The organism is Rhizobium sp. CRRU65, from assembly GCF_048551595.1.
In the GTDB taxonomy this organism is placed as follows: Bacteria; Pseudomonadota; Alphaproteobacteria; order Rhizobiales; family Rhizobiaceae; genus Rhizobium; species Rhizobium leguminosarum_J.
Window position 1 is genome coordinate 407,584 of sequence record NZ_JBLYZH010000001.1, and the last position, 23,348, is coordinate 430,931.

General features: G+C 57.4%; 21 protein-coding genes and 4 pseudogenes. 9 read left to right on the forward strand and 16 right to left on the reverse strand.

Features of this window, described 5'->3' with window-relative positions; all coding sequences use genetic code 11:
* Nucleotide 1: 1 nt before the first annotated feature.
* From ccoS to ACM5SV_RS01980, 13 genes and pseudogenes are all read right to left on the reverse strand, one after another.
* On the reverse strand, nt 2-160 hold the full coding sequence (gene ccoS / locus ACM5SV_RS01920; protein WP_003549679.1) for a cbb3-type cytochrome oxidase assembly protein CcoS: 159 nt from the start codon (nt 158-160) through the stop codon (nt 2-4).
* Entirely contained in the window at nt 157-2,442 is a 2,286-nt protein-coding gene (locus ACM5SV_RS01925) for a cation-translocating P-type ATPase (protein ID WP_131586617.1), read from the reverse strand. The genes ccoS and ACM5SV_RS01925 overlap by 4 nt, the downstream gene beginning before the upstream one ends.
* On the reverse strand, nt 2,439-2,924 hold the full coding sequence (locus tag ACM5SV_RS01930) for a FixH family protein (protein WP_131586619.1): 486 nt from the start codon (nt 2,922-2,924) through the stop codon (nt 2,439-2,441). The genes ACM5SV_RS01925 and ACM5SV_RS01930 overlap by 4 nt, the downstream gene beginning before the upstream one ends.
* Nucleotides 2,921-4,489 (reverse strand): cytochrome c oxidase accessory protein CcoG, encoded by a 1,569-nt coding sequence (gene ccoG, locus ACM5SV_RS01935; RefSeq protein WP_419424977.1) that lies wholly within the window; start codon nt 4,487-4,489, stop codon nt 2,921-2,923. Before ccoG ends, ACM5SV_RS01930 begins: the two co-directional genes overlap by 4 nt.
* 176 nt (nt 4,490-4,665) lie before the next feature.
* A pseudogene (locus tag ACM5SV_RS01940) lies at nt 4,666-4,850 on the reverse strand (hypothetical protein).
* Between the two features lie 11 nt (nt 4,851-4,861).
* A complete protein-coding gene (gene ccoP / locus ACM5SV_RS01945; protein ID WP_419424978.1) occupies nt 4,862-5,725 on the reverse strand; it encodes a cytochrome-c oxidase, cbb3-type subunit III in 864 nt (287 codons plus the stop codon).
* 1 nt (nt 5,726) lies between these two features.
* Nucleotides 5,727-5,879: a CcoQ/FixQ family Cbb3-type cytochrome c oxidase assembly chaperone gene (locus tag ACM5SV_RS01950; RefSeq protein ID WP_017969139.1), complete on the reverse strand. Its 153-nt coding sequence runs from the start codon at nt 5,877-5,879 to the stop codon at nt 5,727-5,729.
* A gap of 8 nt (nt 5,880-5,887) precedes the next feature.
* The gene (gene ccoO, locus ACM5SV_RS01955; protein ID WP_003549661.1) at nt 5,888-6,622 is read right to left on the reverse strand and encodes a cytochrome-c oxidase, cbb3-type subunit II; all 735 of its coding nucleotides are present in this window, start codon (nt 6,620-6,622) and stop codon (nt 5,888-5,890) included.
* 8 nt (nt 6,623-6,630) lie between these two features.
* Nucleotides 6,631-8,253, reverse strand: coding sequence for a cytochrome-c oxidase, cbb3-type subunit I (gene ccoN, locus ACM5SV_RS01960; RefSeq protein WP_419424979.1), 1,623 nt, complete (start codon nt 8,251-8,253; stop codon nt 6,631-6,633).
* Nucleotides 8,254-8,654: 401 nt separating this feature from the next.
* Nucleotides 8,655-9,146: pseudogene (locus ACM5SV_RS01965) on the reverse strand (IS5 family transposase); the annotation flags it as partial.
* A gap of 470 nt (nt 9,147-9,616) precedes the next feature.
* Complete coding sequence (locus tag ACM5SV_RS01970; protein ID WP_155247461.1) at nt 9,617-9,763, reverse strand: hypothetical protein; 147 nt, start codon at nt 9,761-9,763, stop codon at nt 9,617-9,619.
* A 324-nt stretch (nt 9,764-10,087) separates the two neighbouring features.
* Entirely contained in the window at nt 10,088-10,921 is an 834-nt protein-coding gene (locus ACM5SV_RS01975; RefSeq protein ID WP_011654238.1) for a hypothetical protein, read from the reverse strand.
* 3 nt (nt 10,922-10,924) lie between these two features.
* A complete protein-coding gene (locus ACM5SV_RS01980) occupies nt 10,925-11,596 on the reverse strand; it encodes a hypothetical protein (protein WP_419424980.1) in 672 nt (223 codons plus the stop codon).
* Between the two features lie 1,056 nt (nt 11,597-12,652).
* Here ACM5SV_RS01980 and ACM5SV_RS01985 point away from each other — a divergent pair.
* From ACM5SV_RS01985 to ACM5SV_RS02025, 9 genes and pseudogenes are all read left to right on the forward strand, one after another.
* On the forward strand, nt 12,653-13,504 hold the full coding sequence (locus ACM5SV_RS01985) for an electron transfer flavoprotein subunit beta/FixA family protein (RefSeq protein WP_131586627.1): 852 nt from the start codon (nt 12,653-12,655) through the stop codon (nt 13,502-13,504).
* A gap of 17 nt (nt 13,505-13,521) precedes the next feature.
* On the forward strand, nt 13,522-14,658 hold the full coding sequence (locus ACM5SV_RS01990; protein WP_003551827.1) for an electron transfer flavoprotein subunit alpha/FixB family protein: 1,137 nt from the start codon (nt 13,522-13,524) through the stop codon (nt 14,656-14,658).
* Nucleotides 14,645-15,952 carry an NAD(P)-binding protein gene (locus ACM5SV_RS01995; protein ID WP_131586629.1) on the forward strand — a complete coding sequence of 436 codons (1,308 nt, stop codon included), beginning with the start codon at nt 14,645-14,647 and terminating at the stop codon, nt 15,950-15,952. Before ACM5SV_RS01990 ends, ACM5SV_RS01995 begins: the two co-directional genes overlap by 14 nt.
* A gap of 11 nt (nt 15,953-15,963) precedes the next feature.
* Complete coding sequence (locus ACM5SV_RS02000; protein ID WP_003551823.1) at nt 15,964-16,260, forward strand: ferredoxin family protein; 297 nt, start codon at nt 15,964-15,966, stop codon at nt 16,258-16,260.
* A 195-nt stretch (nt 16,261-16,455) separates the two neighbouring features.
* On the forward strand, nt 16,456-18,006 hold the full coding sequence (gene nifA, locus ACM5SV_RS02005; protein WP_131586680.1) for a nif-specific transcriptional activator NifA: 1,551 nt from the start codon (nt 16,456-16,458) through the stop codon (nt 18,004-18,006).
* 191 nt (nt 18,007-18,197) lie between these two features.
* Complete coding sequence (gene nifB, locus ACM5SV_RS02010) at nt 18,198-19,691, forward strand: nitrogenase cofactor biosynthesis protein NifB (RefSeq protein ID WP_131586682.1); 1,494 nt, start codon at nt 18,198-18,200, stop codon at nt 19,689-19,691.
* Nucleotides 19,692-19,706: 15 nt separating this feature from the next.
* Nucleotides 19,707-19,901 (forward strand): 4Fe-4S binding protein, encoded by a 195-nt coding sequence (locus ACM5SV_RS02015; RefSeq protein ID WP_003551816.1) that lies wholly within the window; start codon nt 19,707-19,709, stop codon nt 19,899-19,901.
* A gap of 135 nt (nt 19,902-20,036) precedes the next feature.
* Nucleotides 20,037-20,243, forward strand: coding sequence for a putative nitrogen fixation protein NifT (gene nifT, locus ACM5SV_RS02020; RefSeq protein ID WP_017991528.1), 207 nt, complete (start codon nt 20,037-20,039; stop codon nt 20,241-20,243).
* A 136-nt stretch (nt 20,244-20,379) separates the two neighbouring features.
* A pseudogene (locus ACM5SV_RS02025) lies at nt 20,380-21,114 on the forward strand (hypothetical protein).
* Nucleotides 21,115-21,210: 96 nt separating this feature from the next.
* Here the strand turns inward: ACM5SV_RS02025 and ACM5SV_RS02030 are convergent.
* The 3 genes and pseudogenes from ACM5SV_RS02030 to nodI form a co-directional block, all read right to left on the reverse strand.
* Nucleotides 21,211-21,512, reverse strand: a pseudogene (locus tag ACM5SV_RS02030) (DUF982 domain-containing protein); the annotation flags it as partial.
* A gap of 3 nt (nt 21,513-21,515) precedes the next feature.
* The gene (locus ACM5SV_RS02035) at nt 21,516-22,295 is read right to left on the reverse strand and encodes an ABC transporter permease (RefSeq protein WP_168285988.1); all 780 of its coding nucleotides are present in this window, start codon (nt 22,293-22,295) and stop codon (nt 21,516-21,518) included.
* Between the two features lie 3 nt (nt 22,296-22,298).
* Nucleotides 22,299-23,333 (reverse strand): nodulation factor ABC transporter ATP-binding protein NodI, encoded by a 1,035-nt coding sequence (nodI, locus tag ACM5SV_RS02040; protein ID WP_131586684.1) that lies wholly within the window; start codon nt 23,331-23,333, stop codon nt 22,299-22,301.
* Nucleotides 23,334-23,348: the final 15 nt, after the last annotated feature.

Consider the following 23,348-nt stretch of genomic DNA (forward strand, 5'->3'; position numbering starts at 1 on the left):
GTCAGGGTTCTCGTTGATCGGTTTCGTCCTCGGCGAGGATCCGCCAGGCGGCGCCTTGAAGGTCGTCATACTGGCCGCTCTTCAGCGACCAAAGGAATGCCAGGAGCCCTATTCCTCCCATCAACAGCGCGATCGGTATGAGATAGATCAACATGTTCATGCGGCTTTGACCTCCGCACTCCTGCCGATCCGCCCTCGAATGTGCATATCCCGACGCTTGCCGAAGGCGTTCAGGCGCAGGGCGTTCGTCACGACGATGATCGAGGATGTCGACATTGCCACCGCCGCTATCAGCGGCGTCGCCAATCCGGCGATGGCGATCGGCACTGCTAGAACGTTGTAACCGATGGCGAGAGCGAAGTTCTGCCGGATGAGGCTGGCGGATCGTCGCGCAACGGCGATCGCTTCCGGAACAGCGTCAAGGCGATCGTTGAAGAAAACCAGGTCGGCCGCCTGTCTGCCGATATCGGAGGCTGTGGCCGGCGCCATCGAGACATGCGCGGCAGCAAGTGCCGGGGCGTCGTTGATCCCGTCGCCAACCATGAGCACGCGACGACCTTCGCCATTCAGCCTCTGGCATTCCTCGACCTTCTGTTTCGGCGTCAGAGAGCCCAAAGCCCTGTCGATACCCAGGGCATGCGCCGTATTGTCGACGACGGTCTGCCTGTCTCCGGACACGATCAGCGTTTCAAGGCCGGCTGCATCGAGCCGGTCGATGGCCTCGCAAGCACCCGGACGAAGCGTGTCATCGAAGAAGAAGCGAGCAAGATCGACGCCATTCTTCGACAGGACCACTTCCGAGAACGGACTGTCGGCGGTGCGGGGCACGACGCTGGTTCCGCAGGCAAACGCCGCGTTGCCCAATCGATAGACATCTGCTCCGTTCCTGGCTTCCAGTCCCCCGCCGGGGATTTCCGTGACGATGTCGAAGGACATGAGGTCGGTCTCGGTGTCTCGTACCAGGGCCCGAGAAAGGGGATGCCGTGAATGCGCCGCCAATCCACGGGCGATCGCGGTGGCGCTCTCGTCCATGGCGTCCACTCTGACAAGGCGCGAACTGCCGATCGTCAAGGTGCCCGTCTTGTCAAAGGCCACGGTGTCGGTCTCGGCCAGTCTTTCGAGTGCTGAGCCGTCCTTCACCATGATGCCCTTCCGGAAAAGTTCGCCCGCGGCGACGACCTGGACCACGGGTACGGCAAGACCCAATGCGCATGGGCAGGTAATGATCAGCACCGCTACGGCGACCAGCATGGCCTGTTTCCAGTCTCCGCCCAGGAGGCCCCAGGCAAGGAAGGAGACCAGCGCCAGCAGATGCACGACCGGGGAATAGAGCGTCGCAGCGCGATCGGCGATCCTGCGATAGCGAGCTCTTCCGCCCTCGGCGGCTTCCATGAGGCCGATGATCTCCGAGAGAAGCGAATTCTTGGCAATTCTCGTCGCCCGCAACACGAGGGAGCCGGTCAGATTCATCGCCCCGGAACTCACTTCGCTGTTGCTGACGACGGCGACCGGGCTGCTCTCGCCGGTGACGATGGAGAGGTCCACGTCACTTTCTCCGCTGACGACGATGCCATCGACGGGAACCCGTTCGCCTGCGGCTATCGAGATTTCATCCCCCGCCGCGATCTCTTCTACCGCAATGTAGCGTCGCGACCCGTCCGGATTGATCAGCAATGCTCCGCGCGGCGCCAGTCTTGCGAGTCCGTTGATCGCCGCCCGAGCCTTTTCCCGCATGACATGATCGAGGGTTCTGCCGATCAGCAGGAAGAAGAGCAGCGAGACCGAAGCGTCGAACCAGGCATGCTCGCGGTGATGGACGGTCTCCCACAATGAAACGGCATAGGAGAGCGTCACGGCGAGCGAAATCGGAACGTCCATGTTGGTGCGCCAGTGCCGCAGCGCATTCCAGGCCGATCTGAAGAAGAAGCGCCCCGCATAAACCAGCGCGGGCGCTGCTATCATCGCCGAGATCCAATGAAACATGTCGCGCGTCGCAGCATCTGCGCCCGACCAGACCGATACCGAGAGCAACATGATGTTGGCGGCCGCAAAACCGGACACGCCGATCGCGAGGAGAAGTTGATTTCTGGTCTTGTCGTTCTCGGGAGCTGAGGGCGTGAAGAGATGCGCGCGATATCCGGACGAGTTGATCGCTGCCAGGATCTTGGACGGATCGGTTGCGCGTGTCTCCATCTCCTCCTGGTAGACGCAGCTCACCCTTCGAGCCGTGAGATTAACTCGCGCTGTCTTGACGAAGGAAAGCGCCAACAACGCCCTTTCGATGGTCGAAATGCAGCCACCGCAGTGGGCGTCGGGGACGCTCAGGTCCAGCTGGCGCAATCCTTCGCCGAGCGGCTGGCTGGCAAGGCGAACCTCTTCGGCACTGAATGATGTCGTGCTGAGGGCAAGCACGCTTTCCGCGTCCATGGTACAGCAGCTCACTGGCCTAACTCCGCGGTATCGATGCGTTTTGCCTCATGCATGACGACCACGCCGCCGTTTCGCGAGATGGCCTCGACGATCCAGTCACCGTCGGCTAGATCATGCTCCGCTTCGAACCGCCCCGCGGCTGTCTTCATGAGCGTAAGGAGGAAGTCCTCGTGGTCTCCGACCGGACGTTTGAAATTCAGAATGACGTCGTCGACGATCGCAGGCGATCCGCTCTTGTCGTGAATATCGTAGCGGATCTCGTGCCCCTTTATGGAGAGCTCGCCCTCGATGCCGGAAGCGGCCATTGCCTTCATCGCCGCCGCTTTGCGGTTGAACTCCTGACTGGCGACATAGGTGTTTTCCACGACCAGACCGCTCCAGCTGGAGGAGGCATAGAAGGCCATGGTGACGTTCACCGCGATCACCACGCCAAAGAATGCCGAGGTCGCAAGCAGCATGTGCAGGCCTGTAAAACCTTGAGCGGAGGTCTTCATTTGATGTCTCCCGGTGCATTGAACGCCGCGCGGTAGGTTGCCCGATCGGCATGTTCGGTATCTTCGATCACGAACAGAAATTCATTGATCGCGGCTCCGGTAGGCTTGCGCGTAACGAAGACCTTCAGCGTCGTGGCCGCGTCGGGTTCGGCATGGACCGTAAAGCTGCGAGCGTCTTCCTTGCCGAACTCGGGAATGCGCATCGTCGCCCCCTCCAGCCCGACCAGGCTTATGTTCACATCCCTCGGCTCCGGCACCATGTTCAGGACACGAAGCGTGTAGCCATTCCGCAGCGAGCCGTCGCTTTCCAGAACATATTGGGGGTTTCGGTCGTGAACGACGTTGAGTTCAAGGCGCTCCCGAAAGGTGAGATGGACGAGCATCGCCACGCCGACCGACGACCAGGCGATTGCGTAAAACACGGTTCTCGGACGAAAGATGATCCGCCAGTTGAAGTGCCGGATCGCCGGAACGAAGGTCCCATCCTCGTTTCGAACGCTGGACGGTTGGACGGCCGTTCGTCCTTCGTCGGTGGCAAGCGACATGTTGCCCGAGTATTCGCTTAGCGTGGCGTAGGCGATCAGGCCGCGAGGCTTTCCGAGCTTGTCCATGACACCGTCGCAGGCGTCGATGCAGAGCGCGCATGTGATGCACTCCATCTGCTGTCCGTCGCGAATGTCGATTCCCATCGGACACACCGCCACGCAGGCATTGCAATCCACGCAATCCCCGACCGATAGGCCATTGACCAAAGCCTTCTTGGCGTGACGCGACCGCTGCTCGCCTCGCCAGTCATTGTAGGTGACGACGAGAGAATTTTCGTCGAGCATCGCACCCTGGATGCGTGGCCACGGACACATATAGGTGCACACCTGCTCGCGCATGAGACCGCCGAGCACATAGGTCGTCGCAGTAAGGATGGCGACGGTGGTGTAGGCGGCTGCAGGAGCGTGGCCGGTGAACAGCGAAACAAGCAGGCTCGGCGCGTCGGCAAAATAAAAGATCCACGCTCCGCCTGTGACGATGCCGATCAGCAGCCAGATCGAGTGTTTGACGACACGCTTCCTCAGCTTGGCCAAGCTCATGGGGTTAGCGTCAAGCTTCATTCGCGCGTTTCGATCGCCTTCGATCGCACGTTCGACGACGAGAAAAAGATCAACCCAGACCGTCTGCGGACAAGCGTAGCCGCACCATGCACGGCCAACCGCGGAAGTGACGAGAAACAGCCCGAACCCGGCCATGACCAGGAGACCCGCTACATAATAAAATTCCTGAGGCCAGATCTCGATGAAGAAAAAGAAGAAGCGCCGTGAGGAAAGGTCGATGAGAATTGCCTGGTCAGGCGCGTAAGGACCGCGATCCCAGCGAATCCATGGCGCGAGATAGTAGATGCCGAGCGTAACCAGCATGACGATCCACTTGAACCGACGGAATTGTCCCTCTGCACGTTTGGGAAAAACCTTCCTCCGAGGTGCGTAGAGAGGCTGCCGGTTGCGACGGGCATTGACCGGCTCGACATTGAGCCGCTCGATGTTATCGGGATCTGGTGCAGTGTAGAGGTTCATGGGACCTATCCGATTTCACCCACCCTTGTCCCATCTGCCGCGCATTCGTTCCTTGATGCAGATCAAGAGACAAGGCCTTCCCGCGAAAGGAAAAGGCCACGCCCTGGAGAGAGGGCGCGGCCTGCAGGAGCTGCGGGGGAACAACCACCGCTGGGACGTCCTCGACAAGTCTACAGCTAGCGGCTTGTCTGCCCGTGGTCTTTGAGACAGGTCAAACTGACAATCGAACTGCCGATCTTTGCCGGGTCGTCCTGATCGGACGGGGCGGCGTGGCCTTGGCGCGCGCCGACACTCGCGATCGTATGGTGGCGCGCGGCGTGCCATAGAGATCGAGGATCGGGTTGTGGCCGTGAACTGCCATGGCTTTTCTCCTCACGTCCCGCCGCCAAGCGAATGCACGAAAATGGTAAGTTCCTTGACGGTCGTATCGCCGAGACGCCCTGTCCAGGCAGGCATGACGCCATGCTTGGGAGCAGCCACCTGACGGATGATCGCATCCTCGCCGCGTGCCTTCAGCCAGATCGCATCGGCGAGATCCGGCGCGCCCATTTCCGCTTTTCCTTTGGCGTCGTCGCCGTGACATGCGGCACAGTTATCGACGAAGACCTGTTTTCCGGCCTCTGCGAGGCCGGGGTCCGACGGTGTATTGGTCAGTCCCCAGACGTAAGCCGCGACCTGCCTTGTCTGGAGGGGATCCAGAACATCGGCAAAGGGCGGCATCTCGGAAGCATGAGTGTCCGTATCCTCGTCGAAGCGAATTCCATGCGCGATCGTCGCCTGGATGGCATCCAGGTCTCCACCCCACAGCCAATCGTCGTCGTTGAGGTTCGGAAATCCAGGGCCGCCGCTTGCTCCCGAGCCATGGCACGGCGCGCAGTTCACCTTGAATGCAGATGCGCCGCCGGCGACCGCGAATTCGCGAAGGGCTGAATTGGAATCGATCTCGTGCACCGTCTTGGCGGCGATCAGATCACCCAGCGTCGTCTGCGATGCTTTGGCCTGATCCAGGTTCTGCTGCAACTCGGCGCGGCTGGAATAGCCCAGCATGCCCTTCGTGGCGCCGGTAATCATCGGGATCGCGGGATATGCGATTGCATAGCCCAAAGCCCAGACGATGGTGGCGTAGAAGGTCCACACCCACCAGCGGGGCATCGGATTGTTGAGTTCGCGGATGCCGTCCCTTTCATGTCCGGTCGTTTCGACGCCGCTAAATTCATCGATATGTTTTTCCGACATCTCAGTCATCCTTCAAAGGAATATCGGCGGCCTCTTTCGCCGTTTGCTTGCTGCCCGGGCGAAGGGTGAACACAACGACGCCGACGAAGAATGCCGCCATTGCCAGGAGGCCCCAGCTGTCGGCGAAGTGTCTCATTGCAGTGTAGGTTTCCATGGATCACCTCATCGGTAGCCGGTCGCGTCGTCGTAGGTCGAGAAATCGACCAACGTTCCGAGCATCTGCAGGTAGGACACCAGGGCATCCATTTCGGTCAGCGCAGCAGGATCGCCGTCGAAATCCCCGGTCTTCGCCTTCGGATAGCGGGCAAGCAGGGCCGTCGTATCCGCGTTCGGATCGGCTTGGGCCTTCATGTCGGCCTCTGCGTTCGCCAGCATGTCGTCGTTATAAGGCACGCCCACATCCTCGTTGGCCTTCAGGTCCATTCCCACGTCCTTGACCGTCACCCTCTGTTCTTTGAGGAAGGCGTAACTCGGCATGATCGACTCCGGCACGACTGCCCGTGGATCCGCGAGATGCTGGACATGCCATTCGTTGGAGTAGCGTGCGCCGACACGGGCCAGATCCGGCCCGGTTCGCTTGGATCCCCACTGGAAAGGATGATCGTACATCGACTCGGCCGCGAGCGAGTAATGGCCGTAACGTTCGACCTCGTCGCGGAACGGCCTGATCATCTGGCTGTGGCAGAGGTAGCAGCCTTCGCGGATGTAGATGTTTCGTCCGGCCAATTCGAGCGGCGTATACGGCCGCATGCCTTCCACCTTTTCAATCGTGTTCTGCAGGTAGAACAGCGGTGCGATTTCGACAATGCCGCCGATGCTCACGACGAGCAGCGAGCCGACGAGAAGAAGCGTCGCGTTCTTCTCGAGGATCTGATGTTTATCTAGTATCGATGCCATGTCTCACCTCATTCGGCAGGCTGTGGTTGGGGCACGAAAGTGGTTGGGATTGCAGCTTCGTCGCGCAGATGGCTGCGGATCGTCATGAACACGTTCCAGGCCATGACGAGACCACCCGCCAGGTAAAGCGTTCCGCCGACCGCACGCAGCACGTAGTAGGGGAACATCGCCGCGACCGTCTCCGCGAAGGAATAGACGAGGAAGCCCTGGGAATTGTACTCGCGCCACATCAGCCCCTGCTGGATGCCGGCAACCCAAAGCACGGCGGCGTAGACGACGATCCCGAGGGTTGCGAGCCAGAAGTGCCAGTTGACCATCCGCAGGCTGTAGAGACGCTCGCGTCCCCATAGCTTCGGCGTCAGGAAATAGATCGCTCCGAAGGTGATCATTCCAACCCAGCCGAGAGCGCCGGAATGAACGTGACCGATTGTCCATTCGGTATAGTGGCTGAGCGAGTTGACCGTCTTGACCGACATCATCGGACCTTCGAAGGTCGACATCCCGTAAAAGGCGATGGCGACAATCATCATCCGGATGATCGGATCGGTGCGGATCTTGTCCCAGGCGCCTGAAAGGGTCATGAGACCGTTGATCATGCCGCCCCAGGAGGGCATCCAGAGCATGATCGAGAAAACCATGCCGAGCGTTTGGGCCCAGTCGGGCAGCGCCGTGTAGTGCAGATGATGCGGGCCGGCCCAGATGTACATGAAGATCAGCGCCCAGAAGTGGATGATCGAGAGCCGGTATGAATAGACGGGTCGGTTGGCCTGCTTCGGCACGAAGTAGTACATCATGCCCAGGAAGCCGGCGGTGAGGAAAAAGCCGACGGCGTTGTGGCCGTACCACCATTGGGTCAGCGCGTCCTGGACGCCCGAGAAGACAGAATAGCTCTTGGAGCCAAGGAACGAGGTGGGAACCGCCAGGTTGTTCACCACGTGCAGCATCGCGATGGTGACGATGAAGCTGAGATAGAACCAGTTTGCCACGTAGATGTGCGGCTCTTTGCGCTTCAGGATCGTTCCAAGATACACGGCGAGATAGGCGACCCAGACGATGGTCAGCCAGAGATCGACGTACCACTCGGGTTCGGCATATTCACGGGCCTGGGTGATTCCGAGAACGTATCCGGTCGCAGCCATCACGATGAAAAGCTGGTAACCCCAGAATACGAACCAGGCCAGGCTACCGCCGAAAAGACGTGCGCGACAGGTGCGTTGCACCACGTAGAACGACGTCATGATCAGCGCATTGCCGCCAAAGGCGAAGATGACCGCCGATGTGTGAACGGGCCGCAGCCTCCCGAAATTGAGATAAGGGGCGATGTTGAGGTCGGGAAAGGCCAGTTGCAGCGCGATGACCACGCCAACCAGGAAGCCGACCACGCCCCAGAATACCGTGGCGATCAGGCCATACCGTATCACCTCGTCGAAATAGCCTGATATGTCGACTTTCCGCCGTTGGCCTGCCGGCGAAAAATCAACATTCCTGATCAGCACAGCAGCGCCCGCGGCAAGGCAGAAGCAAAGTATCCCCATATGGACCGCAAAGAGATGATCATGCGCGAATGCGGCTAGTAGCAGCGCTAGAAACGCCGCGACCGCGATCACCATCGTTTCCGTTGTGTAATTCATGATGTCGTCCCCAGTACGCCGACGACCGCGTCGCGGCCGTCTTTCTCGCCAGGACTGTCATGAAGCGGCAAATTGCGCCTTGATCTGCGTCAACGAGAGGGTCGGTAAATGGGACAGCGCTACGCGTCTTAAGTCGTTGGCACATTCCGACTGTCATACCGTCACGCAGGGTGTTCTTGGTTCGATCTCGCGTTTTGCTGGTGGATCAGTTCTCTGGATTGCCGGAAGCATGTTGCTTTCAGCTTGTCGGTCATTCCAGACATTGCGCTGACCACGGCGATAATCTTATTTCTTCCTGCACCGCAACTCAGCTAAATGCCGAACAACTCGAGCGTAATGACAAAGATCTCGAAAACTCGACTCTCCGAATTTGACAATGGTCGTCTTTATGTTTCACCTAGAATATCGGCGCTGTGAACCACCAGGCCGACCATCAGTCCAAGCGTGTCGACGACGATATGACGCTTGCGTCCCTTAATCTTCTTGCCCGCGTCATAGCCCGAAATGCCGCCGCTTTCCGTGGTTTTTACGCTTTGACTGTCGATCACGCCCGCAGACGGCGAGGCTTCCCGGCCTTCCAATTCACGCGCCTCCATCACAAGATGATGGTTGATCCGACCCCATAACCCTGTCGCTCGCCATTCATAGAAATAGGACTGCACAGTTGTAAAAGGCGGAAAATCCTTGGGCATCATCCGCCATTGGCACCCAGTCGTGGCGATGTAAAGCAACGCATTCACGACCTCGCGAAGATCGGTGCTACGCGGCCTGCCCAGTCGCCTCGGTTCGGGCAGGCAAGGCGAGATCAATCCCCATTCCCGGTCCGTCAGATCGCTTGCATACCGCATTGCGCGTCGGGCATATTGGCGACGGGTGAAATCAGTCCAGCCCATTGTGGTCTCCGTTCGTCCTAAGCAAACAAACAGAACCACAACTGGCTGATTTCACTCAACTCTTTTTCGGTCAGGCTCTTAGAGATCCTTACAATGTTCTTATGAGAACTTTTACTCAAATCACTGCCAGCTTTATTCTATTCTAAGCTTTATGGCCGCCCAATGCTGGCGGGAATGCAAATCGTCAGCGTCTGGGCGGCGCGCATGACGAAGGGCTGGTTGACCGACGGAGGCCGCTGTCGCGGCCGCCGTCAACAAGACCCTCGGAGCAGGCAAGATTACATGCACGCCGGCCACCGCCTATGAACTGCTGATTAGCTGCAGTTTCTTTCATCCGCCGATTGCTTCGTAGCGTGCAGAATTGGGGCCTCAGGGTGACGAGCGCGCGACAGCGGGCGGAGGTGGATATTCGACTTTCCGCCTCAACCTTCGCGCAAGACCAGAAGAGAATTGTGGGTGTAGGAAACCCCTTACTGGCAGGCGGTCAGGCCGCCCGGATTTCGAATGGCGGCAAAACCGACGCCGTCGATCGTGTTGTCGTTACGGACAATGAAGCAGTAATTCATCGGCGGGAGGTGCGGCGACGATGCAGGAGTTGGCCCCAGCCGGAATGACATAGGTGTCCGCTCCGACGATCGCAAAGACGGAGGCCGTTCCATTCGGATGGGGCACCGGCTGCTTGGTGAACAGGATCGCATCGTTCGGCGGTGCGACCGCAATGGCCTGGTAGTTCCGGCAATCGGACGAAAATACGAGTTGTGCCGCGTCGGGCAGCGCTGTTGCGAGGATAGAGACGGTGGCAATGGCAGCCCGGCAGCGATTTTACCGCGACGTGCTGTTTGGCCAGTGGATTTCAATGTAATACGTAACGTTGCTATATTCCTTTTGTTCAAGGGTTTATTGGCTTGCTCAAGCGTCAGTGATGATCCGGATCTCTGGGTCTATGGTCCTCCTGTCGCCGAAAATGTTCCGTCAGCTTTGTAAGTCACGGTGTAGGCCGCGTAGCCCATGGTGAAATCGCAGCATGCCGAGTTGCTCTCGTCATAAGCGACGGTGCTTCCGACCGGCTGGTAGCCCATCTTCACGAAAAAGATCTGCTTCGGTATGCAGTTCATGACGGCGTTGGGGACAGGAGCGACAAAGCTCGAGAGTATAACCGCCTGATTGTTGTTCAGGGCGACGACGCCGCAATAGAGTTCGGGATGCGGCAACGGGGTATAGGAAGGCACGTTCATGCCAAACCCTCCGATCGCAATTCCGGCTTGATTGGCGGGCGCGGAAAGTCCGAGCGGATCGAGCGTCAAGGTCGTGCAGTTGTCCGGCGAACCGTCAACCGTGGTGAGCGTAACCGGTCGGAACGCCGATGTGCTACCGACCACGGATAGTGTGGCGGCATTGAGCGAGAGAAGCGCGATCAGCTGCGAGGGCGACGCCGCCTGTTTGGTGCTGAATGCACCTGCATAGACCTGACTGTCCAAACCGAAATTGACTTGCGCTCCCGAACTTGCGTAATTGCCGATGCTTTGGCAGCCGAGACTGCCGCTGAAGACGAGACCAGGGCTCGGCAGCAACGGAAATGCGGCCTGCTTCTGGAACACATAGAAATATTGCGTCGTCTGCGAAAAGTTCCGAACGATGATCTGGTAGGACGAACTGGTCATTGCGTGTGACAATCCCCTTAGAGATCCAGCCTGTCCGCGCCCGGGCGGCGGCGGCAACCGCGAGGATGGTGCGCAGGTGAAGAGGGGACGGTTCTTCACCTGCATGGGTGCCAAGGCTTACTGGAGCTGCGTGGTCCAGGTGCCGTCAGATTTCAGGCTGACGTTGCAGACGGAATAGCCGCCGGTGAAATCGGAAAGCGCCGCGTTCACGCTCGATTGCGTGAAGTTCATCACGACACCTGGCGTGTAGGCGCCGGTCTGGACATAATATTTAAGGATCGGCTGGCAATCGGTATTGCTGGCAGGGTTTGCCTGCACGAAGTTGGAGAGCACGATGCCGCCATTGACGGCAACCGCCGAGCCGACATTGAAATAGGGCGGCGCGTTGAAGACCGGCGTGGTGATGCGGAAGGCGCCAGGCTGCACACCCTCCCCGTAGATCGGCGAGGATAGTCCGAGCGGATTAACCGTCGCGGTCGTCCAATCGTTCGGTTTGCCGCTGCTACCGGAACTCGTAGCAAGATCGATGGCGCGGCTGGCTGACGAGTAGCCGGAAGAGGCGCCGATTTGCGGCGGTGTGCTCGCCGGCTGGATGCCGGCATAATATTGCAGGTTAACCTGGAAGGTCAGGATCGCGCCCGTGTTGTCATAGTTGCCGAGCGATTGCGAGAAAAGGCTATTCGAATAGACTCGCCCCCCGCCGGTATAAATGGCCGGCTGCTGGAAGAAGTAGAAGGTTTGCGTCTGGGGTTCGCAATTTTTCACGTTGATGGTCAGCATTGTAGACATGTCGGCAACCCTTCTGCCTGAGGGATTTTGCACTTACGTGCAACAGTCGATTTGTGAGATACTCACGGCTGGTCGGCGTGGCATGTTTCGTTCCTGTTGTTTGATCTGCGACACGTTTCAGGTGCTGTGGGGTGTTAAATGCCGCACCCGATCCTCCTTCTCATTTATTTTCCTCCACGTGTTCGAACCGATGCGGTTATCCCGCAACGCGGATGCGAAAGCCGTTCCGCTGCCTCGCAATAGCTCACAAGATTCGTGCCAAGCAGGCCGATAGAGATGACGAACAATAATTTACTGCGATTCCAGTTATGTGGGCGCAAAATGCGCGATTGAGAACAGGAACGCTTGTCACGTAAACGACAAAGGTGATGACAATGTCGCAAATTGTTGTATGCGTCTGAAGGACCACAAGCTGGCGCTGGCTCAGCAGTAAGGCGCGTCAGATCAAGTGGCTTCGGCTTTGGTTATGCGGTAGCTCGCCCAACCGATCAGAACGGCGTTGATGTAACGATTGAGGCGGAGAAAAGCCAAGACCTCGACGCGCTGCAGCAGCTTTTATGGACGGCTTTCGATTGATATTTCCAGCAAGGGTTACTCGACGCTTCTGGCAATCATCCTGTTCACGCCCGCAACATCAGCTAAACCGCTTGTCCAAGCCTCACTAGGCGCCCGCAGCGTTATTTTCTCGATCGCTGTGCTTCTGATCGCGCATACGGTGTCGCTAGTCAGATTATCAACGGCAAACCGAAGCGCGATACACGCCCACCGCACCAGAGCTTCAGTCCCCGTGCTATCTCCCGGGAGATTATTCGGCGTTGAAATCTTCCAACTCGTGGCGCAGCTATCATGGACTTGTCCGACCTGAAGGCTATCGAACCGCCCCTCCGGGGCGGATTGCGACACGACATGTCGGCAACCCTACAAAACCCCTTCGCATAGCGACAACGAAACATGTGCAATCTCGAAGGCTTACCGGCGCAACTTTATTGGCACGAGCAGTGCTCAGAGTTAGCCGGGTCCCTGAAGCCCGAATCCGATTGGGGAGCTTAAACGACTATGCACATCGTGGTCTGTATCAAACAAGTGCCGGACTCTGCGCAGATACGCGTCCACCCGGTGACAAATACGATAATGCGCCAAGGCGTACCGACTATCATTAACCCTTACGACCTGTTTGCTCTCGAAGAGGCACTTCAAGTTCGTGACCGCTATGGGGGCGAGGTGACCGTTCTCACGATGGGACCCCCCATGGCTGAGCAAGCGCTACGCAAAGCCCTTACCCACGGCGCAGATCGCGCAGTGCTTCTGACCGACCGCCTCTTTGCTGGATCTGACACGCTGGCGACGTCGTATGCTCTTTCTCAAGCAGTAGGGAAGATTGGCGAGAGCTACGGGGCGCCTGATATCGTCTTTACGGGAAAGCAGACAATTGACGGCGACACGGCCCAGGTCGGACCCGGAATTGCAAAGAGGCTGAACCTCCAGCAACTGACTTACGTAACGAAGATTGTCTCCATTGATCCCACTTCGCGCGAGCTCATGGTTGAACGGCACGCGGAGAGCGGCACGCAGATGCTGAAGAGCACGTTTCCATGTCTCATCACCGTGCTGGAAGGTGTCAATGCTATCCGCCGGGGCTCTCTCGATGACGCCTTCCGTGCCGCGCGAAGCCCGGTTCTTAAATGGGGGGCCGCTGACGCCGGCATTGGGGAGTTGACCAAATGCGGCCTAAGGGGATCGCCGACGGTCGTGAAGCGAGTATTCGCCCCTGGTCCGCGCGCCGAAAAAGCTATGCAAATGGACATTAACGACAAAACATTGGCGGAGGTCGCCGCGGACACGGTCGCTGCAATTTTTGCCTGCCAGCCTGTTTTGGAACGCAAGCTCACGTCCCATGGCAATCGGTGAGCAGCGAGGAGTAGATTTTGGTCGCTAGAAAAAATGAAACGCCGGCAAATGCGGTCGGCCGCGCCAGCTCAGGGAAAAAGCTGCTTAAGTGTTTCGAAGATCACCGGCACGTCTGGGTCTTCATGGAACTTGAGCGCGGCAATGTTCATCCCGTATCGATTGAACTCCTCGGCGAAGGCCGCAGACTAGCTGACAAGCTGGGTGTCCAACTGGCCGGGGTAATCCTCGGTTCGTCTGAAGGCGTGGGCACCAAGCCTGCGATCGAAGAGGCCTTCGCTTACGGAGCTGATGTCGCCTATCTGGTAGAGTCGCCCCTCCTCGCCGACTATCGAAACGAACCCTTCACCAAGGCTTTGACGGATCTGGTCACTACTCACAAACCAGAAATTCTCCTTCTCGGCGCGACCACGCTCGGCCGCGACCTCGCCGGTGCTGTAGCAACGACCTTACAAACAGGGCTTACGGCTGATTGCACCGAGCTGGATGTTGATGGAGATGGTTCACTCGCAGCGACGCGGCCAACTTTCGGCGGGTCCTTGTTGTGCACGATCTACACGCTGACCAGCCGGCCGCAAATGGCAACGGTGCGGTCCAGGGTCATGGCGACGCCGCAACGTGCGGATAAGCCAATTGGACGCGTTATCCAACATCAACTCCTAATGGTTGAGGAGGAGATCGTCACCAAAGTGCTCGCGTTCCTTTGTAACAGCGGGTCTGAGCAATCCGATCTGGCCAACTCCGACATCGTGATCGGGGGCGGTCTCGGCCTCGGCGCTGCAGGAAACCTGCAATACTTGAGAAACCTGGCAACGACGATCGGCGGGGGTGTCGGGTGCTCGCGCCCACTGGTCCAAAAAGGCTGGATGCCTGCTGATCGACAAATTGGTCAGTCCGGCCATACCATTAGACCCAAGCTCTACATCGCGGCGGGAATATCTGGCGCGGTCCAGCATCGCGTTGGAGTCGAAGGAGCCGATCTGATTGTCGCTATCAACCTCGACCAGAACGCTCCGATCTTTGACTTCGCCCACATCGGCGTTGTCGCTTGCGCGCTGGAGTTCTTGCCGGCGTTGACAGAAGCTTTCGCCAAGCGAATGCCACCGCACAACTCTATCAAGGGTATGGACCGAGGAAGGCTAGATGACCAAGAGTAAGTTCGACGCGATCGTGATTGGTGCCGGTATGTCCGGCAACGCAGCAGCCTATTCGATGGCTAGTCGCGGTCTAAAAGTGCTGCAGCTGGAGCGCGGAGAACATTCGGGCTCTAAGAATGTTCAAGGGGCTATATTGTACGCCAACATGTTGGAGGCGATTATCCCAAACTTCCGCGATGACGCTCCTCTTGAACGGCATCTAGTCGAGCAACGATTCTGGCTAATGGATGACTCGTCGCACACGGGCGTGCACTATCGCTCTGATGACTTCAATGAACTGAAGCCAAACCGGTATACGATCATCCGCGCCCAGTTTGACAAATGGTTCTCACGCAAGGTGCGCGAGGCGGGTGGCACAGTCCTTTGTGAAACGACAGCGACCAGACTCGCTTGGGATCTGAGCGGTAAAGTAATAGGCGTTCACACGGACCGAGAGGGCGGTGTGATCCTCGCGGACGTGGTCGTTCTTGCCGAGGGCGTGAACGGACTGCTTGGAACACGAGCCGGCTTACGCGATATGCCGAAGCCAGAAAATGTGGCCCTCGCTGTCAAGGAAATGCATTTCATGCCGGAAGAGGTGATCGCAGAGCGCTTCGGCCTCAGCGGTAGCGAAGGCTGTGTGATCGAAGCCGGCGGCACGATCTCACGCGGAATGGCCGGACTGGGCTTCCTTTATACCAACAAGGAGTCAATCTCGTTGGGGATCGGCTGCCTCGTCTCCGGTTTAGCGGAAGGCATGGAAAATCCGTACCGCATCCTTGAAGCCTTCAAGCAACATCCCTCGATCCGACCATTACTGGCCGGATCAGAGATCAAAGAATACGCCGCGCATCTTATTCCTGAGGGCGGCTTCAAGGCAATCCCTCCGCTCTTTGGCAACGGGTGGGTCGTCGTGGGCGACGCGGCGCAACTAAACAATGCCGTGCATAGGGAGGGATCGAACCTTGCGATGACATCCGGCCTCATGGCGGGTGAAGCGATCTTCCAGATAAAGAGCCGTGGCGGTCTGATGACGAAACGCAATCTCTCTCTCTATAAGGGCATACTGGACAAGTCGTTCGTCATGAAAGACCTGATCAAACACAAAGATCTTCCAAGCCTCCTCCACACCGACAGTCACAATTTTTTCATGACCTATCCAACGCTTATATCTCAAGCAGCGCAAAATTTTGTGCGCGTCGACGGTGCACCTAAAATCAACAGGGAGAAGGCTACAGCTGCCTCCTTTATCAAGGCACGATCCCGTTGGGGGTTGATTAGCGACGCGGTCCGCTCCGCCGCATCTTGGCGTTAAAGGAAAATTCGATGAAGGCGACCATCATTGAGCGCATTGAGGACAAGCTGTACCAAAACCGATATCTCGTCGACACTGGACGTCCGCATATAACAGTGCGACCGCACCGGTCGCCAAGCCCGAACCTGCTCGCCTTGACGCAAATCTGTCCGGCCAAATGTTACGAGGTGAACGAAATTGGTCAGGTGGCGATTGTTCCCGATGGCTGCTTGGAATGCGGCACATGCAGAGTGTTATGCGAAGCGAGTGGGGACATAAAGTGGAATTATCCCCGGGGCGGGTTCGGGGTCCTCTTCAAATTCGGATGAGGAGTCCCTACCTCCGGCGGGATAGCAGCGACCGATGCAGCTGCGTTAGCGGCGGCGATTGAATGTGCATCCACTCAACCTTTCGAAAGGCAAATTTTCTATGCCGCCGGGAACACGATTTTGACTTAGGAATATGCGTTTAGCATATTTCGCGCACCAGGGAAAAAAACAGTGCACCCTCCCCTGTTTGTAGGCATGATTAAACCAGAGGCGCGGCTCCATATACTCTACGACATATCCAAAGAGCTTATCTCTTCTTTTCCTCTAGACAACGTGCTGAAGGCTGCGATGAACGCCCTCGTCGAGCATCTGCGATTGCGCGATGGCGGAATCGTGATTCACGGCTCCGGAGGAGAGCCCTGGATAAACGTACGGGCTCCCATTGGGCACGACGTTCGCTCACGTTCGCTTACGATTGAACAGGCGGACACAATAAATCGTGTCATCGCTAGCGGAGAGAAGCACTTTGGGAAAAATTCTGTCGTTCTCCCCGTTAAAGTAAACCGGAAGACAATCGGCGCATTGTGGATTGATTTCGCGCAGAAAAGCGGAGATCAGGACGAAACCCTTCTGGCAATGATTGCCGTCCTGATCGGCTTAACCTGCCAGCGCTATCGCGAATTGTGCAGCGATGGCGGCTCAGTCGCCGAGGAACAACAAGCAGGACAGATTCCGAAAATCGGGCCGAAGCCTCATCCCACCCAACTCGATAAAATCGACTGGATCGTCGGGGAAAGCCCCGCGCTCAAGAGGGTATTAGCGACGGCCAAGATCGTGGCCGCGACGAACTCCGCGGTGCTCTTGAGAGGAGAGAGCGGCACTGGCAAGGAATGCTTTGCAAGAGCAATACATTCGTTATCGATACGGAAAAGCAAGGCGTTTATTAAGTTGAATTGCGCCGCGCTGTCGGAGACCGTTCTGGAATCCGAATTGTTTGGCCATGAGAAGGGCGCTTTCACTGGCGCTCTGCTTCAACGAGCTGGACGTTTCGAACTGGCCAATGGCGGAACGCTGTTGCTTGATGAAATTGGCGATGTATCACCACAATTCCAGGCAAAGTTATTGCGCGTGTTACAGGAAGGCGAATTCGAACGTCTCGGCGGAACGAAGACATTGAAAGTAGACGTTCGAGTTATATGCGCCACCAACAAGGACCTTGAAGTGGCCGTCCTTCGAGGGGAGTTCAGAGCCGACCTCTATTACCGGATCAATGTGGTGCCCATCATTTTGCCGCCACTTCGGCAGCGCGACGGAGACATTTCGCTTCTAGCGCAAGTGTTCCTCGAGCAATTCAACAAGTCAAATGATCGAAATTTCGACTTCGCGCCGTCGGCAATAGGCATTTTGTCGAAATGCGCCTTCCCCGGCAATGTTCGCGAGCTGGACAACTGCGTACAAAGGACCGCAACTCTCGCCAGTTCAAATACCATCGCTTCATCAGATTTTGCCTGTCAGCAAGACCAGTGTTCTTCAGCGCTCCTCTGGAAAGACGCCCCCGACGACTACCCGGTGCATAGTCTCAACCCGCGAGATACAATGTTAGGCGGACTGGGGGCCAACGCAGGTACTCCTAGCGGTTCCGCAGCCACAATCGAGGCGCCGGGTCTCACTGAGCGTGATCGGCTGATCAAGGCAATGGTGAAGGCTGGTTGGGTACAGGCCAAAGCGGCTCGTATTCTGGGTAAAACGCCGCGGCAGGTCGGCTATGCGCTGCGCCGGTTTGGTATCGATGTGATCAAAGAGTGAAGGTGAGCGATGTCAAGAACATCGTAAGCTTTGGTTGGTTGCTGGAGAAGCGACTTCGGGCGCGATCCTGCCTTGATTGCTACAAAACATCTACGACAGCGAGCGCGGAAACGGGCGGTAAAGGCGACATGTCGACCGGAATCTATCTTGCTTTTGGAGGTTTAACCTTTCCTCACCAATGGAACAATGCGATGTCGGAACCGGAAATAAAGGTCGGGACGACCAGCAGTGCTCTCTTCGACCGGGCGCCGATGGCTCCCGCTATGCCCGGTGGCCGCGCATCTTCGTCCCATGGCCTTTCGGTGACGGATGACATAGATGCGCGGATCTGGGAGAGAATCAAAGACCATCCCTGCTTTTCAGAGCAAGCCCATCACTATTTCGCTCGCATGCATGTCGCGGTCGCGCCAGCCTGTAACATCCAGTGCAACTACTGCAATCGCAAATATGACTGCACCAACGAAAGCCGTCCCGGGGTCGCATCAGTAAAGCTAACTCCCGACCAGGCACTACGCAAGGTGCTTGCCGTCGCCCGCAAAGTGCCGGAGCTTTCGGTAGTCGGCGTCGCCGGACCGGGCGACGCTTGTTACGACTGGAGGAAAACAGTAGCGACGTTTGAAGGAGTTGCCAGGGAAATTCCTGACATCAAACTATGTATCTCGACAAATGGGTTGGCGCTTCCGGACCATGTCGATGAGCTAGCTGACATGAACGTCGATCACGTGACGATCACTATCAACATGGTGGATCCGGAAGTCGGGGCGAAGATCTATCCATGGATACTCCACAGGCATCGTCGATACACTGGGATAGAAGGTGCCAGGATCCTTCACAAGCGCCAAATGCTGGGTTTGGAAATGCTGACCAAACGCGGCATTCTCACCAAGATCAATTCGGTTATGATTCCAGGCGTCAATGACACGCACCTCGTGGAAGTTAACCGATGGATTAGAGACCGCGGGGCTTTCATGCACAATGTGGTGCCCCTGATTTCCAAGCGTTCACATGGTACTTATTACGGTCTTACGGGTCAGCGTTGCCCGGAGCCGTTCGAACTGAAGGCACTTCAAGACTGTCTCGATGGCAACGTTAAGCTTATGCGACACTGCCAACAGTGCCGGGCCGACGCCATCGGTTTGCTGGGCGATGATCGCGAGCGAGAGTTTGCCCTCGACCAGATCTCCACCAAAGTTGAATTCGACACCAGCAAGCGCGAGGCCTATCGCAAGCTGGTCCAGCATGAGCGAGGGGATCAACTGGCAGCAAAATTGGACGCGAACAAAGCAGTCAAGTCACTGGGTTCTTCGGGAACCCTTGCAGTTGCCGTGGCGACTAAAGGTGGCGGCAGGATCAACGAACATTTCGGTCAGGCAAGGGAACTCCAAGTGTATGCAGTCTCACGAAAGGGGATCAACTTGGTGGGACACCGCAAGGTCGAGCAGTATTGCCTCGGTGGTATAGGCGAGAAGGCCACTCTCGATCACACCATCGTTGCACTCGACGGCATCGACATTCTGCTTTCTTCCAAAATCGGCGATTGCCCAAAGAAGCGGTTGGCAGAAACTGGCGTGCGAGCCAGTGACGCATTTTCCTATGATTACATCGAGACTGCGATTGGCGCGCTATACGCCGCCGAGTTTGGCGGCAAACCGGCAATGCCGACGGCTTTAGGCCCCTCTAATTGAATCAGGAGCTAAAACATGGCCTTCAAGATCATTGTATCCCAATGCACCCAGTGCGGCGCTTGCGAATTTGAATGTCCCTCAGATGCGATCAGTTTCAAAGGTGAGGGATATGTTGTGGATCCAAAAAAATGTACCGAGTGCAGGGGTGAGTTTGACACGCAACAATGCGCTTCGGTGTGTCCGATGCCGAAGACCTGCGTCCCTGCCTGATCGCCACCGGACTAAAGCGCAAAGACAGAGCCACAACGGAGATATCGGCCTGCGCATATGTCGTACTAAAATAGCAGGCTTTGATAGCGCTCGAATTCCGGAGCTCCAAAGCCGCCGCAGCGAGAAGGGACATGCATGAGAGTGACAATCAGCAGAACTGACGTCGGTTTATCGGCCTATATTCACAAGAAAGACCTTGAGGAACCGATCATTTCGGTTGAACACAAAAACCTATGGGGCGGCTTTATTTTGCTGAAGAATGGATGGCGGATAGCCCTCCCCGACCTATCGCAGAACAGGCGCCTGCCCGTTACTGTCGACGCGAGGAGGCTATCCAGTTAGGGCGTGCGCAGGTTGATAGATGAGCGTCGATGCCAAGCGCAAGCGGGCATACAACCCAAATAGAGGGCATCGAGTTCCCGATCCCTTGAGGGCGGCCATCGGCAAGGGGCCGCCCGTAAATCAGCAGGAATCCGACATGATGCAATTCAACGAAACAACGCTCAAGGACCCCGTGGTCCCCATCCTTAGCGATATTGGCGGAGCTGTCAGCGTGCCGCTGGTGCGGATCGGAGATGCTCACGGGCTATACAGGACGCTGAAGGCAGTCGGGCCGGTGAAGGCCGACGAACTTGCCGATGCCTCGGATGCGCACTCGTTATGTGCGGGAGTGGCTGGCGGCACGGGCCGCCTCAGGCTGTGTGCACCATGAGCGAGGATTGTTCTCGCTGGCACCCGAGCGGGCCCACGTGTTCGCCGAGCCGGGCAGCCCGGTCGACCTGATTGGCGCGTTCGATACGGCTGCCGCGATGGTCGAGAACCAACTGCAAGCCGCCTTCAAAAACGGCCGGGGGTTGCCTGGGGCGACCAAGCTGGCTGCATGTTCTGCGCCGTCGCGCGGCTGTTCCGCCCTGGTTACGTCGATGCCCTCGTCCTGGAGTGGCTGCCGGGGCTCGATGGTGTGATCGACAAGTGGAAAACCGGTGCTACGGTTGCCGACGGAGAAAACATCAATCCGGTTGAGGGGCTTTACTGCTTTACTACTCAGCCTCGACGATGATCTGCGTTCCGACCTCCATCGCACAAGAGACAGGGCTCGCGCTTGGTGCGCAAGCGGGAGAGAAGCGATTGACGGAGGTGATCCGGTCGGGCGGTTTCACTCATGTCCGGCGCTCAGCCCACGCCCCTCAACATGGTTCTCGAGGCGACCTGATGAGAAGGAGTGGCGGGTCGGGGTCCAGCCAGATGTGCAGGTTCTCGGTGCAAACATGACGCCGAAAAGCGGATAGTCCTTGAAATTCGGACTATCTTTGCACGCTTGAGGCAGATTCGGTGGTCGCTCTCCAACTCCCTGCTGGACGAGCGAAAGAGCGGGCGATACCCGCCTCATTGGCCGCACGCAGAAGCGATTCGGGGAATTGTTGCCGAGGCAATCTTCCCGCTCAATGCGTCGACGCTAGCTTTGATAGCAACCACGTATTCCTCGCCGTCATCGCAAGGCCATGCGTTGATCAGAAGACGCGCCGTGTCGCCCAGCGTCCATGCGATCTTGCGGGATGCCAGGCCTCGCCCCCAACCGGCGTGAGTGCTGATGATGATGTGAGGTGGCATTCATCACCGCATTAGTCGCCGCCGAAGCAATGCGGTCGACACGAGGAATGGTACGACTATGTAGATGCAGAGAACGCCGATATGCAGGCAGACATTGGCGATTGGTTGGCCCAGCATCGTCGGGCGGATAACATCTATCGAATGTGCCAAGGGCAGGAAGGCCGCTATCTGTTGGAATGCTACGGGCAATTGGTCTATAGGAAAGACTGCGCCTGACAAAAACAACATCGGTGTGATGACAAGGGTTTGGTAAAATATGAAGTAATCGTAGCTGGGCGCGAGGGCCGTTACGACCATTCCAAGGCTCGCAAAGGCTAAGCCAGTTAGAGCGATGACCGGAAGCGCATAGAGAAGGCACAACCAGTGTGTGTACCCCAGCGTGGCGGCGACGATACCAATTCCGGTGCCCGCCAGCGCCGCCTTAGTTGCCGCCCATGCCATTTCCCCAACGACTATATCCCCCAGCGTGAGCTGTGTGTACAACATTGCTTCCCAGGTGCGCTGGCCCTGCATTCGGCCAAAGGCCGCATAGATAGTCTCGAAGGTTGCAGCAGTCATCGCGCTTGTCGCGATCATTCCGGCCGCCAAAAATGCAGTGTACGATACGCCGTCAACGCGCCCTACCATCACTCCCAATCCAGCGCCGAGCCCGAATAGGTATATTATGGGATCGGCTAGATTTCCGAGAATGGATGCCAGCGCCGCTTTTTTCCAAGCCAGATAGTTTCTGCGCCAAACTGCGAGCCAGTTTAAACCGCCGGCGGGTAATGTTGCTACGCCCATCGTCTACTTCTCCATCTCGCGTCCGGTTAACCGCAAGAAGACATCCTCTAGATTTGGTGGACGCTCCAGCAAGCGCAGGCCCGAATATCTACGCAGTTGCGCGCGCACCTGCTCTGGATCAGGCGTGTAGCAGAACAGGGTCTCTCCGCTGATCTCCAGTCGCCTAGCATTCGGCCTGATCAAAAGACTAAGCTCCTGCGGATCGCCACCATAAATTTCGATCACGGGACAGCCAATCTGCTCCTCGATCAGGGCATGCGGTCGTCCTTCGGCGATCTTTCGCCCCGCTTCAAGCACGCACAGCCGGTCGCACAACCGCTCAGCCTCTTCCATGATATGGGTGGTCAGAAGAATTGTCTTGCCTTGTGCCAACAGCGATCGAAGTCGTTCCCAGATCAAGTGTCGCGCGTGTGGGTCGAGGCCAGTGGTCGGCTCGTCCAAAATGAGTAGCTGCGGGTCATTGATGAGCGCACGCGCCAAAGTGAGGCGCCGCTTCATCCCTCCAGATAGGTCAGCCACACGCGTATTCGTCTTGCTCTCAAGTCTCGCAAATTCAAGCAGCGACGGGATGACCGTTTCGATTTCTCGGGTGCTCATGCGGAAGTAGCGGCCGTATACTAAAAGGTTCTCGCGGACCGTGAATTCCAGGTCGAGATTATCGAACTGAGACACGATCCCGATTTTCGCTCGTGCCAAGCGAACTTGGCCCGGTTCCTGTACTCCGAGTACAGTGATCGTGCCCGCACTTGGCGACGTCATCCCTAGGATCATACGGGTGATCGTACTTTTACCTGCGCCGTTCGGCCCTAAAAGACCAAAACATTCTCCGGCGGCGATCGTAAACGACAAGTCATTGACGACAACTTTACCACCATATGACTTCGAAACGTCGGCCAAATCAATTGCAACTGGGGACAATGCGCCAGACTGCCAATCCACTGCCTTGCATTTCGAACCGCCCTGCCGCTCCGATAGGATGATATGATCCTGGTGCGGATCAGCGATCGTCGTCTTCAAATTCGCTAATTGCCCGTTCATTTCTTGTCCCAAATT